15 protein-coding genes and 1 tRNA gene are annotated in these 14,596 nt (G+C 61.5%); 7 read left to right on the top strand and 9 right to left on the bottom strand.

Annotated elements, in window-relative coordinates; translation table 11 throughout:
* On the bottom strand, positions 1 to 1,485 hold the full coding sequence (gene guaB / locus FHT93_RS14365; protein ID WP_112541462.1) for an IMP dehydrogenase: 1,485 nt from the start codon (positions 1,483 to 1,485) through the stop codon (positions 1 to 3).
* A gap of 224 nt (positions 1,486 to 1,709) precedes the next feature.
* Positions 1,710 to 2,702, bottom strand: coding sequence for an MBL fold metallo-hydrolase (locus FHT93_RS14360; RefSeq protein WP_183848061.1), 993 nt, complete (start codon positions 2,700 to 2,702; stop codon positions 1,710 to 1,712).
* A gap of 253 nt (positions 2,703 to 2,955) precedes the next feature.
* Here FHT93_RS14360 and FHT93_RS14355 point away from each other — a divergent pair, with 253 nt between their 5' ends.
* On the top strand, positions 2,956 to 4,374 hold the full coding sequence (locus tag FHT93_RS14355) for a DHA2 family efflux MFS transporter permease subunit (RefSeq protein WP_183848059.1): 1,419 nt from the start codon (positions 2,956 to 2,958) through the stop codon (positions 4,372 to 4,374).
* Here the strand turns inward: FHT93_RS14355 and FHT93_RS14350 are convergent.
* The 3 genes from FHT93_RS14350 to FHT93_RS14340 are packed head-to-tail and all read right to left on the bottom strand — an operon-like array spanning position 4,367 to position 7,096.
* Positions 4,367 to 4,765: a VOC family protein gene (locus tag FHT93_RS14350; protein ID WP_183848057.1), complete on the bottom strand. Its 399-nt coding sequence runs from the start codon at positions 4,763 to 4,765 to the stop codon at positions 4,367 to 4,369. The two genes, FHT93_RS14355 and FHT93_RS14350, sit on opposite strands and share 8 nt — an antisense overlap.
* Before the next feature lie 55 nt (positions 4,766 to 4,820).
* Complete coding sequence (locus FHT93_RS14345; protein WP_112541465.1) at positions 4,821 to 5,540, bottom strand: RlmE family RNA methyltransferase; 720 nt, start codon at positions 5,538 to 5,540, stop codon at positions 4,821 to 4,823.
* A 2-nt stretch (positions 5,541 to 5,542) separates the two neighbouring features.
* The gene (locus tag FHT93_RS14340; protein ID WP_183848055.1) at positions 5,543 to 7,096 is read right to left on the bottom strand and encodes a Ppx/GppA phosphatase family protein; all 1,554 of its coding nucleotides are present in this window, start codon (positions 7,094 to 7,096) and stop codon (positions 5,543 to 5,545) included.
* A 246-nt stretch (positions 7,097 to 7,342) separates the two neighbouring features.
* Here FHT93_RS14340 and FHT93_RS14335 point away from each other — a divergent pair.
* From FHT93_RS14335 to FHT93_RS14325, 3 genes are all read left to right on the top strand, one after another.
* Positions 7,343 to 7,416: transfer RNA gene (locus FHT93_RS14335), tRNA-Gln, on the top strand.
* A 134-nt stretch (positions 7,417 to 7,550) separates the two neighbouring features.
* Entirely contained in the window at positions 7,551 to 8,108 is a 558-nt protein-coding gene (locus FHT93_RS14330; protein ID WP_183848053.1) for a hypothetical protein, read from the top strand.
* A 232-nt stretch (positions 8,109 to 8,340) separates the two neighbouring features.
* Positions 8,341 to 8,988: a hypothetical protein gene (locus tag FHT93_RS14325; protein ID WP_183848051.1), complete on the top strand. Its 648-nt coding sequence runs from the start codon at positions 8,341 to 8,343 to the stop codon at positions 8,986 to 8,988.
* Between the two features lie 31 nt (positions 8,989 to 9,019).
* On the opposite strand, the gene FHT93_RS14320 is transcribed toward FHT93_RS14325, so the two are convergent.
* From FHT93_RS14320 to FHT93_RS14310, 3 genes are read right to left on the bottom strand one after another with little or no spacing between them, the layout of a single operon-like run.
* The gene (locus tag FHT93_RS14320; RefSeq protein WP_112969813.1) at positions 9,020 to 9,814 is read right to left on the bottom strand and encodes an anti-sigma factor; all 795 of its coding nucleotides are present in this window, start codon (positions 9,812 to 9,814) and stop codon (positions 9,020 to 9,022) included.
* Positions 9,815 to 10,417, bottom strand: a complete 603-nt coding sequence (locus tag FHT93_RS14315; protein ID WP_183848049.1) for an RNA polymerase sigma factor — start codon at positions 10,415 to 10,417, stop codon at positions 9,815 to 9,817.
* A gap of 49 nt (positions 10,418 to 10,466) precedes the next feature.
* A complete protein-coding gene (locus FHT93_RS14310; protein WP_183848048.1) occupies positions 10,467 to 11,003 on the bottom strand; it encodes a tetratricopeptide repeat protein in 537 nt (178 codons plus the stop codon).
* A 174-nt stretch (positions 11,004 to 11,177) separates the two neighbouring features.
* Here FHT93_RS14310 and FHT93_RS14305 point away from each other — a divergent pair, with 174 nt between their 5' ends.
* The 3 genes from FHT93_RS14305 (at position 11,178) to FHT93_RS14295 (ending at position 14,054) form a co-directional block, all read left to right on the top strand.
* Complete coding sequence (locus FHT93_RS14305; protein WP_112541472.1) at positions 11,178 to 12,230, top strand: type III polyketide synthase; 1,053 nt, start codon at positions 11,178 to 11,180, stop codon at positions 12,228 to 12,230.
* Positions 12,227 to 12,730, top strand: coding sequence for an isoprenylcysteine carboxylmethyltransferase family protein (locus FHT93_RS14300; RefSeq protein WP_183848046.1), 504 nt, complete (start codon positions 12,227 to 12,229; stop codon positions 12,728 to 12,730). Before FHT93_RS14305 ends, FHT93_RS14300 begins: the two co-directional genes overlap by 4 nt.
* A 76-nt stretch (positions 12,731 to 12,806) precedes the next feature.
* Positions 12,807 to 14,054: an FAD-binding oxidoreductase gene (locus tag FHT93_RS14295; RefSeq protein WP_113209222.1), complete on the top strand. Its 1,248-nt coding sequence runs from the start codon at positions 12,807 to 12,809 to the stop codon at positions 14,052 to 14,054.
* On the opposite strand, the gene FHT93_RS14290 is transcribed toward FHT93_RS14295, so the two are convergent.
* The gene (locus FHT93_RS14290) at positions 14,044 to 14,580 is read right to left on the bottom strand and encodes a gluconokinase (protein WP_183848045.1); all 537 of its coding nucleotides are present in this window, start codon (positions 14,578 to 14,580) and stop codon (positions 14,044 to 14,046) included. The two genes, FHT93_RS14295 and FHT93_RS14290, sit on opposite strands and share 11 nt — an antisense overlap.
* Positions 14,581 to 14,596: the final 16 nt, after the last annotated feature.

Genomic DNA, 14,596 nt, shown 5'->3' with positions numbered 1-14,596 from the left:
TCAGACGCCAACGCCCGGATAGTTCGGGCTTTCGCGGGTGATCGTCACGTCATGCGGATGGCTTTCGCGGAGCCCGGCACCGGAGATGCGCACAAAGGTGGCGCGCTCCTGGAACTCCTTGATGTCCTTGCCGCCGACATAACCCATGGCAGCCTTCAGGCCGCCGGCGAGCTGATGTAGGACGCCGGAGACCGGACCCTTGTACGGTACCTGGCCTTCGATGCCTTCGGGCACGAGCTTCAGCGTGTCGCGCACCTCTGCCTGGAAGTAACGGTCTGCCGAGCCGCGTGCCATGGCACCGACCGAACCCATGCCGCGATAGGCCTTGAAGGAGCGGCCCTGGTAGAGATAGACCTCGCCCGGGCTTTCATCGGTGCCGGCAAGCAGCGAGCCCACCATGACGGCGGAAGCACCCGATGCGATGGCCTTGGCCACATCGCCCGAGAACTTGATGCCGCCATCGGCGATGACAGGAATATCCTGGTCCCTTGCGGCCTCGACTGCCGACATGATCGCAGCGAGCTGCGGAACGCCAACGCCGGCGACGATACGCGTCGTGCAGATCGAACCCGGTCCGATACCGACCTTGACGGCGTCAGCACCGGCATCGATCAGCGCCTTGGTGCCATCATAGGTCGCGACATTGCCGGCCATGATGCGAACGGAGTTGGAAAGCTTCTTGACGCGGCCAACCGCTTCCAGAACGCGGGCGGAATGGCCGTGGGCCGTATCGACTACGAGCAGGTCGACGCCGGCATCGATCAACCGTTCGGCACGCTCGAAACCATCGTCACCGACGCCGACGGCAGCGGCAGCCCGCAGGCGGCCCTGCGCATCCTTGGAGGCGTTCGGGTTCAGCTGGGCCTTTTCGATATCCTTGACGGTAATGAGGCCGACGCAGCGGCCTTCGCCGTCGACAACCAGCAGCTTCTCGATACGGTGAGAATGCAAAAGGCGCTTGGCCTCCTGCTGATCGACGCTCTCCTTGACCGTCACGAGGTTTTCTCGGGTCATGAGTTCGTAGATTTTCTGGCTGGGATCTGAGGCAAAGCGGACGTCACGATTGGTGAGGATGCCGACGAGGCGGCCGGATTTTTCGACGACCGGAATGCCGGAGATGCCGTGCATCTTCATCAGCGCCAGGGCATCGGCAAGCGTCGCGTCCGGGCCGATGGTCACGGGATTGACGACCATGCCGCTTTCGAACTTCTTGACCTGGCGAACCTGTTCGGCCTGCTCGATCGGCGTCAGGTTCTTGTGAATGACGCCAAGGCCGCCGGCCTGCGCCATGGCGATCGCCAGGCGGCCTTCGGTCACCGTATCCATCGCTGCAGAAATGATCGGGATATTCAGCTCGAAGTCGGGTGCGAGGCGCGTTGCGACGCTCGTCTGGCCGGGGAGGACTTCGGAATGACCGGGTTGCAGCAGCACGTCATCGAAGGTGAGTGCGTCCAGTCCGGTTGGCGTTTCTATGATGCGAGCCATGGCCAAATTCCTTCAAGAAAGAAAAATGCGACCCACCCGGTACGAATCGTCCGCACCGGCGGTGTGCATGAGTTTATGGAAGTTGGCGAGGGCTGGTAACACGTCTATGACAGGAAGGAAATAGCAAAAAGGCCCGGCACGGGGCCGGGCTCGGTATGGCAGCCATGCAGAGAACGCGTGTCGCATGTCGTTCTCGCAAAACCGCGACGCACTTTTGCGCGACCTCAGATGTCGAACTGATAGGTCTTCGGCACGAAGCGGTAACCGGTCTCCTGTTTCTCCACGAAACCGACCGCCGGGAACGGCATGTGATAGCCGAGGAAGGCGATCTTGTCGCTGGCGATCATGTCGAACACCTTCTTGCGGGTCGCGGCCGCCTGAGCCTTGTCCATGTCGAAACGCACTTCCCAGTCCGGACGCTGCAGCGACAGGATGTAGTGGTTTGCCGTGTCACCCGTCATGATCAGCCGTTTGCCGTCGGACTCGACGTGGAAGATCACGTGGCCGGGTGTGTGGCCTGTCGCGAGCATCGCGGTCAGGCCAGGTGCGATGCTGTCGCCTTCCTTGACGAAGGTCGCCTTTTCGGCGAGCGGCACGACATTCGCAAGCACCGCCTTGTGGCCGCCCTCCGCCGGCGTGCCTTCACGCGCCTTGGCCGACCAGAAATCATATTCGGCCTGGCCGATAACATAGCGGGCATTCTTGAAGGCGGGTGCGCCATTTTCCATGAGGCCGCCGATATGGTCTCCATGCAGATGCGTCAGCGCCACGACCGTGACGTCGTCAGGCGAATAGCCTGCGGCCTTAAGACCGGCGGTGAACTGGCCCATGCCCCGCTCGCGACCGCCGGCCCCAAAGCCGGTATCGACGACAATGACATCGGAACCCGTATCAACGACCACAGGCGCATAGCTGTTTACGAACTTGTCGGTCGGCAGGAAATTGGCGGCGAGAAGCGCCTGAACGGCCTGCGGATCCTGATTGGAACCGAAGGTTTCATTCGGCTTTTCAATGACATTGAAACCATCGCGGACGGCAGTGAACTTGAATGAGCCGAGCTTGAACTGATTGATCTGCGGCTGCGGGATGACTTCCATATTGCCTGTTTCTCCAGTTGCGGCCGCCTGGGCCGTTACTCTCAAGATGACCGGCGCGGCCAGCAGACCAAGGCCTACGGCAAAAAGCGTGCGCCGCTTTATTCCATCAGATGTCGTCATATATCCATCCTCCATACTGTGCGGTGCGTCGCCGCACGACCCCCGATATGTCCTGCCGTTCCAGCGAGATTTCTTGCTCCGGCCGGGTAAGCATATGTCAATCTTGAGAGATGAAAGTGTCGAGCAAGTCGTCTCACGCAGTCGTGATCCAAACGTGTCACCGGGATCGATTGAGGGATTGGCAGAGCCCCTATCTGGGACTACACAGCACGGGCCTCCCAAGCCCCATCCGCAGCCATCAAGGCATTCGCCTATGAACCGCATCGTCCCCCTGATCCTCGCCGTTGCCCTCTTCATGGAACAGATGGACTCGACAGTAATCGCAACGGCCTTGCCGGCGATTGCGGCCGATCTGCATGTGGGACCAATTACCCTGAAGCTGGCGCTTACCTCCTACATGGTGGCGCTTGCGGTGTTCATTCCGATCAGCGGCTGGATGGCGGATCGCTTCGGCGCCAAGAAAATCTTCCGGCTGGCGATCTGCGTCTTCGTCGTCGGCTCGATCTTCTGCGCCTTCTCTTCGAGCCTCGTCGAATTCGTCATCGCACGCTTCCTGCAGGGCATGGGAGGCGCGATGATGACGCCTGTCGGACGCCTCGTGCTGGTGCGGACGACGCAGAAGAGCGAGCTGGTCTCGGCCATGGCGCTATTGACGATCCCGGCCCTTGTCGGTCCGCTTGCCGGTCCGCCGCTCGGCGGCTTCATTACCACCTATTTCAGCTGGCACTGGATCTTCCTGATCAACGTGCCTGTCGGCGTCATCGGCGTATGGCTGGCGACGATCTTCCTGCCGGAAATAGAAGCGACGGCTCCGCCGAAGCTCGATTTCAACGGCTTCATCCTGACCAGCCTTGCGGCCGCCGGCGTCGTCTTTGGCCTGTCGGTCGTCAGCCTTCCGGCCCTGCCGCCGATCATCGGCATCTCGGCCACGGCAATCGGCATCATCTGCGGCGTGCTCTATGTGCGCCATGCCCGGCGCTATCCGACGCCGATCCTTGACCTCAAACTATTCAAGAATTCGACCTTCCGCGCCTCTACGAGCGGCGGCACGCTGTTTCGCATCTGCGTCGGCGCCATGCCCTTTCTGACGCCGCTGATGCTACAGCTCGGATTTGGCCTGACGCCCTTTCAATCGGGCCTTATCACATTTGCCGGCGCGATCGGCGCCATCACCACGAAGTTCATCGCGCGCCGCGTCTACAAGGCTGTCGGCTTCCGCACGACGCTTCTGTGCGCCGGCGCCGTCACCACGGTCGTGACGGCCGTGACCGGCCTCTTCACGCCGGAGACACCGCATCTCGTCATCATCGGCGTGCTGCTATTGGGCGGCTTCTCCCGTTCCTTCATGTTTACCGGTGTCAATGCGCTGGCCTTTGCGGATATCGACGATGCGCAGGCAAGCCAGGCGACATCCATGGCCTCGGTGATGCAGCAGATCAGCCTGGCGCTCGGTGTTGCGCTTGCCGCATCGATCCTGGAAACCTCGATCTATTTCCGCGGCGCCGAACTGCAGGTCATCGATTTCCACATCGCCTTCTTTGTCATCGCCGGCCTGACCGTCATCGCAACCATCCCCTTTGCCCGCATGGCGAAGGACGCAGGGGCTTCCGTTTCCGGCCACCGCGCCAAGCGCGTGCCGCCGACGATCAACGCCGAGCAGGCCGTCAAATAAAGCGCGGTTCTTCGGCTTTCTCACAGACGGCGCACAGCTTGTTGCCGTCGAGATCCCGGACATAGGCCGCGTAGAAATGCACATGATAGGAGCGCAGCCCCGGCTTGCCTTCGTCGATAGCGCCAGTGGCCATTGCCGCCGCATGGAAGGCATCCACCGCCGCTCGCGTCTCCGCCTCGAAAGCCACCATGGAGCCGTTGCCGTTCGTCGCGCGGCGCCGGTTGAAGGGAGTTACCACCCAGAAGCGGCAGCGCGTGTCGCCATCGGAGGCATAGCCGATTTCCTCCTCCGAATTGCGCTGGCGCCGGTAGCCGAGCACCGGCAGAACGGCATCATAGAAATGCCGCGCGCGATCGAGATCGTTGGTGCCGAATGTAACGTAGAGAAGCATGGGATCGATAGCATCCAGTCCAGGGAAATCATCATCCGCAGGACTGGCGCCAAGATCAAGCGTCCTCGGGCTCCGCCTCGGCCTTGCGGCCTTTGAAACCCTTCGCCAGAAGGAACATCTCGACCGATTCGGCACGAGATGACGCAGGCTTGACGTGCACGACCTGGCGGAAATGCTGCTTCAGCATGGCGAGCAGATCTCGCTCGGTGCCGCCTTGGAAGGTTTTGGCGAGGAAGTGCCCGCCCTCCCCAAGCACCTCGACGGCAAAGTGCGCTGCGACCTCACAAAGGTGCATGGTGCGCAGGTGATCGGTGCGGTGATGGCCGGTCGTGGGTGCCGCCATGTCAGAGAGCACCAGATCCGGCGTACCGCCAACGGCTTCCATCAGCTTTTCCGGGGCTGTCGGATCAAGGAAGTCGAGCTGCAGTACCGTGACGCCGGGAAGCTGCGTCATTTCCAGAAAGTCGATTGCGGCGACGCGGATATCCTCATCCGTCGATCCGGTCACTTTTGCGGCGATCTGCGACCAACTGCCGGGAGCGGCCCCGAGGTCGATGATGCGCCTTGCGCCCTTCAGGATGTTGTATTTCTCATCGATCTCCAGCAGCTTGAAGGCCGCGCGGGCGCGATAGCCTTCCAGCTGGGCGCGCTGCACATAGGGATCGTTGATATGGCGCTCCAGCCACTGGCGTGAGGAGGCCTTGAGCTTCTTCTTCTTGACGCGTTGGCCGAGCTTGCGGCCGGTGCGGCTTCCCGCAATCGTTGGCTTGGTCATGCCTACCCCTTGTTTCCCCGCTGGCCGCGGCGGTTGCGATGGCGCCGCCAGACGCCGTCATCGGCCATCATGTCGGTGAGCAGGCCTTCCCTCAAGCCGCGATCTGCCACACGCATGCGCGGGCTCGGCCAACGGCGCCGGATCGCCTCCAGGATGGCGCAGCCGGCAAGCACCAGATCGGCGCGATCAGGCCCTATGCAGGGATTGGCAGCGCGGCTTTCGAAATTCCAGGAGAGAAGCTTCGCCTGCATGGCGGAAACCTCATCATCCGACAGCCATATGCCATCGACCTTGCGGCGGTCGTAACGCGGCAGGTCGAGATGCACGCCGGCAAGCGTCGTCACCGTGCCCGAAGTGCCGATCAGATGGAAATCGCCATCTTCGGCAATCTCGATCTCGGGGCAATCGAAACTCGACAGCATGCCCGCAACCTCGCTCACCATGCCCTCGAAAACATCGGGCGTCACATCCCGGCCACCGTGCCGTTCCGAGAGGGTGACGACGCCGACGGGCAGCGAGGTCCAGTGGGTGATGTGATTGGCAAGGCGGGCGAAGCGGTTATCGCCGATGCGGATGACGGCAATTTCCGAGGAACCGCCGCCGATATCAAAGAGGACGACGGAGCGCGTCTCGCGGCCGACCAGAGAGGAGCAGCCGGAAACGGCAAGCCGCGCCTCGGTTTCGCGATCGATGATCTCGAGCTCCAGTCCGGTCTCGACTACAACGCGCTGCAGGAACTCCTCGCCGTTGGCCGCCTGGCGGCAGGCCTCGGTAGCAATCAGCCGCATACGGCGGATGTCGCGGTTCCGGAGCTTGGAGGCGCAGATTCTGAGCGCATCGACGGCCCTTTCCATCGCCTCGTCGGACAGCCTGCCGCTGGCGGCAAGCCCTTCGCCAAGGCGCACGATACGGGAAAAGGCATCCACGACGCGGAACTGGCCGGGGCGCGTCGGCTGGGCGATCAGCAAGCGGCAATTGTTGGTGCCGAGATCGAGCGCAGCATAGAGTTCGTCCGGCCAGGGATGTTCACCCCCTGCCCGCCCCTCTTCATGACCTGGATGACGGTCCCTGCGATTCGCCGCTTCACCATCGCGCATCTCGCGCGGCAGAGGGCGCGACGGCGCTTCAGCGCGATGTTCGGGCCTGGCGGACGGCGTCGGCTGCACGGGAGCGAGCGGCCTACCCTGCAGGCCGCGCTTGCTGCGATGCTTGCGTCGGTTACGCCGGCTGGAGGACGAATCACCATCCGGCCGCGGACTATGACCTTGACTGACGGCCTGAACCACAGGCTGCGGCTGGACGACAGTATCGGATTGGGATGCGCCACGCCCACCACGACGACGGCGTTTCCGCTTGCGGGCCGGGCTTTCGGCGTCTTCCTTCGGGCGCGCTGCCTCCCCGGCGTGGCCGGAGAGATCATGCGAAGCGGGATGAGCGGCGCCGCGGGATTGCCCGCCACGCTTGCCCTTGCGACGCCTGGACTTCTTGCCGTCCTTGCGCCCTGCCGCCGACGCCCCGTCAAATTGCGGCTTCACGCCGCCTTCGGGGTCTTCCACGTTCGTTTTCCATCGCGCCGCGCAAGTCCAGAAAGGTATGCAGCAGGCGCTCATTCGATTTTTGCGTTGGCGCGAAGATATCAGCGAGTGGCGAAATCACCAAATTCTTTTTGATTCCGGATTTTAACCACCTGATTTTCACCCGCCGTGGAGGGATCGAATTTTTTCAAAACGGGTATTTGCATTCGGCGTCGTTTTGGTTATAAGCGCCGCACAGCAGCCAAGCCATGCTTCGGCAGCGCCTGCTGGGGAATAGTTCAATGGTAGAACGACGGACTCTGACTCCGTTAATCTTGGTTCGAGTCCAGGTTCCCCAGCCAAATTTTCTCTCCCGCTAAACTCTGCGATCTTCAGTTCATATCTTTTCTGCGCCCAATCTTGCGCCAACCGCAGTAGCAAAACCTCAACCTTCCGCCGCTAGAATCACCCCAGCTCCCTGGAGACGATTCGAGCCATGAAGACCTTTTCTGCGATATTGCTGGCGGCACTTCTCCTACCGGTCACCGCCCGAAGCGAGACGGCCCAGAGCGAGACAGAATGGATGGGCGAAGCGCGACAGTGGTCAGTCGGGTTCGTCGGTGATAAACCATCTTATTGCCGGCTGGTCTGGAACAACGAGCTCGGCAAGACGGTCGAATTCCGCCAGAGCCTCGATAGTGCCATGTGGCTGGTTTCGAAGGATGGCTGGGATATTCCCGAGGGCACGACGACCAAGGTGACGCTCATCGGCTATTCCGGCACCAAGGCTGTTGCGGCCGAAGCCTTCGACAGCAAAACGCTTCGCATCCTGCCGGCAACCGAGAAGACGGGCGTGGCTCAGATCAAGAAGGTCCTGAAGAATTCCTTTGTCGGCACGCCGGATATGGAGCTGGATTTTGCCGGAAATGAAGAGCCTTGGGTGGTGCCTTTCTCGCGGTTGCAACAGATGTATACGACCTACGTCAACTGCCTGAACCGCCTCGTCCCGGCCAATCAGGCCAGCCAGGTTTCGGACAAGACCCAGCCGTTCTAGAGCGCGTCGCGATCACTCGGATTCGCTTGCCAGGCTTTACCTCGTCATCTCCCCCGCAAAACCGCCGAACACTTTTGCGCGATATGCTTTCGATGCCCGCGTTCTGCGTCGCCACGCCGCAGTAGCGCGCCACAAATTCGGCCTGCGCCACAATGATCCTCACGGTCGTACCCGCCGCATTTCGTTCGTGCGGACAGTTGGATTGGTGTTCTTCCCATCTCAGGAGGCCCCTATGCAAAGGCTTCGTATCGCATTTCTCATGAGCGCCGCGGCAATCGCCGCCGCACTTACCGGCCCGGCTGTGGCCGAGAGCCTCGATCACAAATCACCCGATACCCATGTCCTCGTCGTGCGATTGCCCGATGGTTCGCTCGAGCGCATTCGTTACGCCGGTGACCGACCGCCGCAAATCCGGTTCGACAGTGAGCCGGATTCGGGCCTTTTCGATCCCTTCTGGCCTTCCGTTCCCTTTGCCGATCTGGACCGAATATCCGCGGACATGGACCGCCAGGCTGCCGCGATGATGCAACAGGCAGACAGCATGATGCAGACATCGCCGGGCAATCAAACTGATGTCGACCTCAATGGGCTGCCGGCCGGCATGCAGGGCTACTCGATGGTTTCGACCATGTCCGGCAGCGGCGTCTGCACCCGCAGCGTCCGTTATTTCAGCGGCGCTGACGGCAAGCCGCATGTCGAGAGCAGCACGTCCGGGAATTGCTCGGCCGGCAAGGCAGCGGGCGCACCGTTGCCCGCCAAGGCGCCGCGACCGACCCTGAAGCCGAAAACCTCTGGTGTCATCGAGGTCAACGCTCAGCCGCCGGAATCGGATGGCGGCGCATCACTGGCAAATCTTCTGCTTGCCAGCACGGCGAATTGACGGATGACGGCCAGAAGCCGTCAGCTGCTCGTCAGACGGAGATCTTGCTCCGTACCGCATCGGCGATCTCGGTCATGCGGTCGACAGGTGCGTGGCCAATGAGCATGAAGGCATGGGTGGCGTTCGCCCAATAGACGACATTCATGCCCTTACGGCCTTCGATATCGGGGGCCTTCGGGCCGCCGTCGGAGGCGACGATGCAGAGCGCCATTGGGCCAGTCTCGGGATCCAGATAGGCGATCTGGGCGAGCGGCTTGCCATCATATTGCAGGATCTGGGCGCGCTTGAAATCGATATCCGGCAGGGCGACCTGCTCCGGCGAGAGTTGCAGGCCGAGATTGCCGTCCAGACTGGCGAGCTGCGCTGCCTGCACATCTCTGGCCGGAACGGGACCGGCGAGCGTTTGAGGCGTATAGAGCGAGATATATTCGGCAACGACGGCGCGCCATTCGCTGTTTTCATCCTTGCGCGAGAAACTTGCCCCGACACCGATCATGGCGCGATCGACGGCGACGCCGGCAACGACCGACGCGGCAAGCGCGCCGAGAAAGCCTCGACGGCTCACGAAGGCAGCCGGCCTTGCAGGTCGGGCGGCGGGAATGGCTGATAACATGGCTACGAGCCTTGCCCGCGGAGCGGCATCGAGCAGAGGCGCAAAGGCTTGCTTGTAAGGCAGGCTTGCCCGCGCCAGGAATTCCAGCCGTTCGACGACAGCCTCGTCTTTCTCGACCATGGCCTCGATCCGGGCAGCTTCTTCAGGCCCAAGTTCACCGTCGATGAAGGCGGTCAGTTCTTCGTCGGAGGGCATTGAGTGCTTCGTGTTCATTCAAATCCCCCCTGCCGGTACGGCCTCGGAAAGCTTCGCGCGGGCAGCTGCCAGCCGGCTCATCACGGTGCCGATCGGAACATCGAGTATGGCGGCGACCTCGCGGTAGGAAAGCCCTTCCACATAGGCGAGGAAAACCGCCGAACGCTGCGCCTCTGGCAGCGCGTTCACCTGTTTCAAAACCTGGTTCGCCATGACATGCGTTTCGGTGTCGCGGGCGCCGTCAAAGGTGAGCGCTTCGTCGGCATCGACGAACCCTTGACCCTGGCGCACGCGACGGGCGCGGATTTCATTCAGCCAGATCGAATGCAGGATCGAAAACAGCCAGCGGTCGAGCCTTGTGCCTGCTACGAACTGATCGACCCGCTCCAGTGCGCGAACACAGGTTGCCTGCACAAGATCGTCAGCCACGTCGCGCTGATGCGAAAGGACGAAACCATAGCGCCACAGACGGTCGAGATGTTCCGCCAGGCCGCTCCTGATATCCGCTTCGCTCGCGATGGTCGCCTCCGCGCTGACTGGCTGTTTCAGAATCGCCGGTCGGACCGGCGATTCTGTTCTGGCGCGACTATAGGCAGGAAATGTGGTATGTGCGACCGACATCCGGAAATACCCTTCAATCAACCTTGCCTCTCTCCTGCCTCGCGCAAGCTCAGATCTTCGACGGATCGATGATGGCAGCGTTGAGGTCCTGATACTCCTCGCATCCGGTGCCGCAGATCGCCTTGATTGTCGTCAGTTGCTCCTTGGCGAGGTCGAGCTCACCCTTGATGACATAGGCTTCGCCGAGATATTCGCGGACCTTGGCATATTGGGGATCGAGCTTCACCGACTGCAGATAGTAGGAGATGCCCTCGTCCGTGCGGCCGAGCTTGCGGGTGGCATAACCGCGATAGTTCAGCCATTCGGCGTTGTTCTTGTCCTGGACCGTGTCGAGCATGGCGAGCGCTTCTTCATAGCGGCCCGCCTTGGCGAGCGAGTAGGCGTAATCGGTACGGTTGTCGTCCGTTACGTTGGCGCTCTGCTGCTTGACGCATTTCTTTGCCTTCTTGTCGTAGATCTCGCCCTTCTTGCAGACCGGCATGGTGCTGCTGTCGTCGCCGATCGCGAAGACGGGGCCGGAGAAGACAGAAGCGGCAATGCAGCTGCCGAGCACGAGGCAAGCAATGCGGACAGTCTTGGTCGTCATGGGATAACTCCTCGGAAAATGACGTTGCGAGGAGTGAACACCTCTGCCAGCAGCTTTATTCGGCCGTCTCCAGAATTTTTCGGATCACTGCTTCGTGAAATGCATCAAGTCGAATAAACTCGCCAGCCGGCGTGTTTTCCGCTTGTTCCGCCGGGAACGACCAAGGAGAATATTGTGTCGCAATCCGTTAGACTCTTAAGTCTTGTCACCGCAGTTCCAGACCATATCATCCCGCAGAGCCAGGCTGCCGAGGCCTCAGCCCGCCTGTTTGCCGACCGCTTCAAGGAATTCCGTCACCTCGCGCGCGTCTTCGAGAATGCCGGGATCGCAAAGCGTCATGCCGCCCGCCCCCTCTCCTGGTTCGAAGAGACGCATGGCTGGCAAGACAGGATGGAAGCCTATGAAGAGGTCGCCGGTGCGCTGTTCGTTGCAACGGCAAAGCGCGCGCTTGATCAGGCAGGGTTAACCGTCGATCAGGTCGATTGCGTGGTGACGGTCTCCTCCACCGGCATTACTACGCCCAGCCTCGATGCTCGGCTCGCCGGCCGGCTCGGGTTTCGCGCGGATATCGAGCGCGTGCCCGTCTTCGGTCTCGGCTGCGCTGCCGGCGTTTCCGGTTTCGGCATCGCCTCGCGGCTGGCGCGCAGCCGCCCTGGTGCCGTCGTGCTCTTCGTCGCTATCGAGCTTTGCACGCTTGCATTCCGTCTGGACGAGCTGACCAAACCGAACATCATCGCCACAGCGCTTTTCGGCGATGGGGCGGCAGCCTGCGTGCTGCGATCGGGCGAAGGCGGCGTGGCGGAAGTGGAATCGGCCGGCGATCATCTGTTTCCCGATACGCTCGATATCATGGGCTGGAAGATCGACGATACCGGGCTCGGCATCCTGCTGGCGCAGGGACTACCGCCTTTCGCAGAAAAGGAACTCGGCCCGGCAATCGATGGCATTCTGGCGCGCAGCGGGCTAAAGCGCGGCGATATCGACCGTTTCATCTGTCACCCCGGCGGCACCAAGGTGCTGACTGCGATGGAGAGCACGCTTTCGATGGCGCCCGATACGCTCGACATCGAGCGTTCGGTGCTTGCAGATTACGGCAATATGTCCTCGCCGACAGTGCTCTTCGTTCTGGAGCGCGCTATCAACAAAGGCCTGCCTGACCGGGCGGCGATGATCGCCATGGGACCAGGATTTACAGCAAGCTGCGTAACATTGCGGAGGGTCGCATGATGTGGCCTTCCATCGCTCTCCTGACCTTCGTGACCGCCCAGAGGCTCTTCGAACTCGTCATAGCGCGCCGAAACACGATGGCACTCTTTGCAAGGGGAGCGCGCGAGATCGCGCCCGACCATTACCCCTATATGGTGGCGCTCCATACGGGCTGGCTCCTCGGGCTCTGGATGCTGGCGGCGGGACAGCCGATCCAGCTCTTCTGGTTCTGTGTTTTCATGCTGCTGCAGGTGTTGCGGCTATGGGTGCTGGCGACGCTCCGGGAGCGCTGGACGACGCGCATCATCATCCTGCCTGGCGCCCCGCTCGTCGAAGGCGGCCCCTACCGCTTCTTCAAACACCCGAACTACATGATCGTGACAGGCGAGATCGCAGCCCTGCCTCTTGCCTTCGGCATGCCGTTTTATGCGCTGGTCTTTTCACTCCTCAATGCCGCCATCCTGACGGTGCGCATCAGGGCTGAAAATGCCGCACTGAAAAGCGCAATGATTTTGAAATGAAATGCGATTTTTCGTTTGCGCCGCCGCATCGAGATGGGCATTTTAGCTCTCAAAATGCAGTGGAATGCAGGCGAAAATGACCAAAAACGCAATCGTGCTCGGCGCTGGTATCGTCGGGGTTTCGACGGCCATTCATCTTCAACGCCGCGGTCGGCAGGTGACGCTCATCGACCGCAGGGAGCCGGGTCACGAAACCTCCTTCGGCAATGCCGGCCTGATCCAGCGTGAAGGGGTCATGCCCTACGGTTTTCCCCAGCAGCTCGGGCTGCTGCTGCGCTATGCGCTGAACAACCGCATCGATGCGCATTATCACCTGAAGGCACTGCCGAGCCAGCTCGCCTTCCTCGCCCGCTACTGGTGGAACTCCAATCCGAAGCGGCACGAGATGATTACCAAGGCCTATGCGCCGCTGATCGAGAATTCGATCATCGAGCACAAGGACCTGATCGAGGCGTCGCATGCCGAGGCTCTGATCCGCAGGGACGGCTGGATGAAGATCTTCCGCACCGAGGCCAAGCGCGATGAGGCCTTCGTGGAAGCTGCGGGCTGGAAGGATCAGTTCGGTGTCAGCTACGAGAGCCTGACATCTGCCGATATTGCCCGGCTGGAGCCGAGCATCACCGGGAATTTCGTTGGCGGTTTGCGCTGGGTCGATCCCTGGTCGGTTCTCGATCCGCATGCGCTGACACGCGCCTATCGCAGTTACTTCGAAAGCCTCGGCGGCCGATTCCTGACCGGCGATGCGGCATCGCTCGGGCCGGGCGGATCCGGCTGGAAGATCATGACGTCAGAGGGCTCGCTGGAGGCCGATGATGCCGTACTGGCGCTCGGTCCCTGGGCAGCCGTCGCAACGCGCCGTCTCGGCTATTCCTTCCCGCTCGGCGTCAAGCGCGGCTATCACATGCACTACGCTGTGCAGGGCAATGCTGTGCTCAACAACTGGACGCTCGATTCTGAGCGCGGCTACTTCCTGGCCCCTATGAATCGTGGCGTGCGCCTGACGACGGGGGCCGAATTCGCAACGCTGGAGGCACCGAAAACACCGGTGCAGCTCGACCGGGCCGAAGCCGTGGCGCGGACGATATTTCCGTTGGGTGAGAGACTGGATCCGGAACCGTGGATGGGTGCGCGGCCCTGCACGCCTGACATGATGCCCATCATCGGCAAGGCACCGCGCCATCAGGGCCTGTGGTTTGCCTTCGGCCACGCCCATCATGGGCTGACACTCGGGCCGGTGACGGGACGCGTGCTGGCGGAACTGATGACCGGAGAGACGCCGTTCATCAATATCGCGGCCTATTCGCCCAATCGGTTCAACCCGTAATGCCAAAGGCGGCGAGAGCCTGCAGGGCCTTCGCCGCTATATCCTCGATCGTATCGTCGATATCGACGGTCACGACACCCTTTTCGCCTGTCGGCGCTTCCAGTGTCTGCAGCTGGCTTTCCAGCAACGACGTCGGCATGAAGTGGCCCTTGCGGTGCGCCATACGATCCGTCAGCAGTTCTTTCGAGCCTTCGAGATAGACGAAATAAAGGTTATCGCCAGCTGCCGTCCGCAAACGGTCGCGGTAGATACGCTTCAGCGCAGAGCAGGAGACGATGATGCCTTCGCCCTTGGCAAGCGACGCGTTCATCGTCTCGCCGATAAGGTCGAGCCAAGGCATCCGGTCCTCATCGGTCAGCGGAATGCCCTTCGACATTTTCTCGACATTGGAAGCGGGATGCAGCGCGTCGCCTTCGACGAACGGCAGGCCGAGGCCTGCCGCTATCTTTTCGCCGATCGAGGATTTGCCGGAACCGCTGACCCCCATGACGATGATTGCATGGAGGGTTCCGTTATTCTCGGTCATCGCTGATCTCGCTCAT

This window comes from Rhizobium sp. BK379, from assembly GCF_014193955.1.
Classification (GTDB): domain Bacteria; phylum Pseudomonadota; class Alphaproteobacteria; order Rhizobiales; family Rhizobiaceae; genus Rhizobium.
This window is presented reverse-complemented; position numbering and strand designations above follow the sequence as displayed.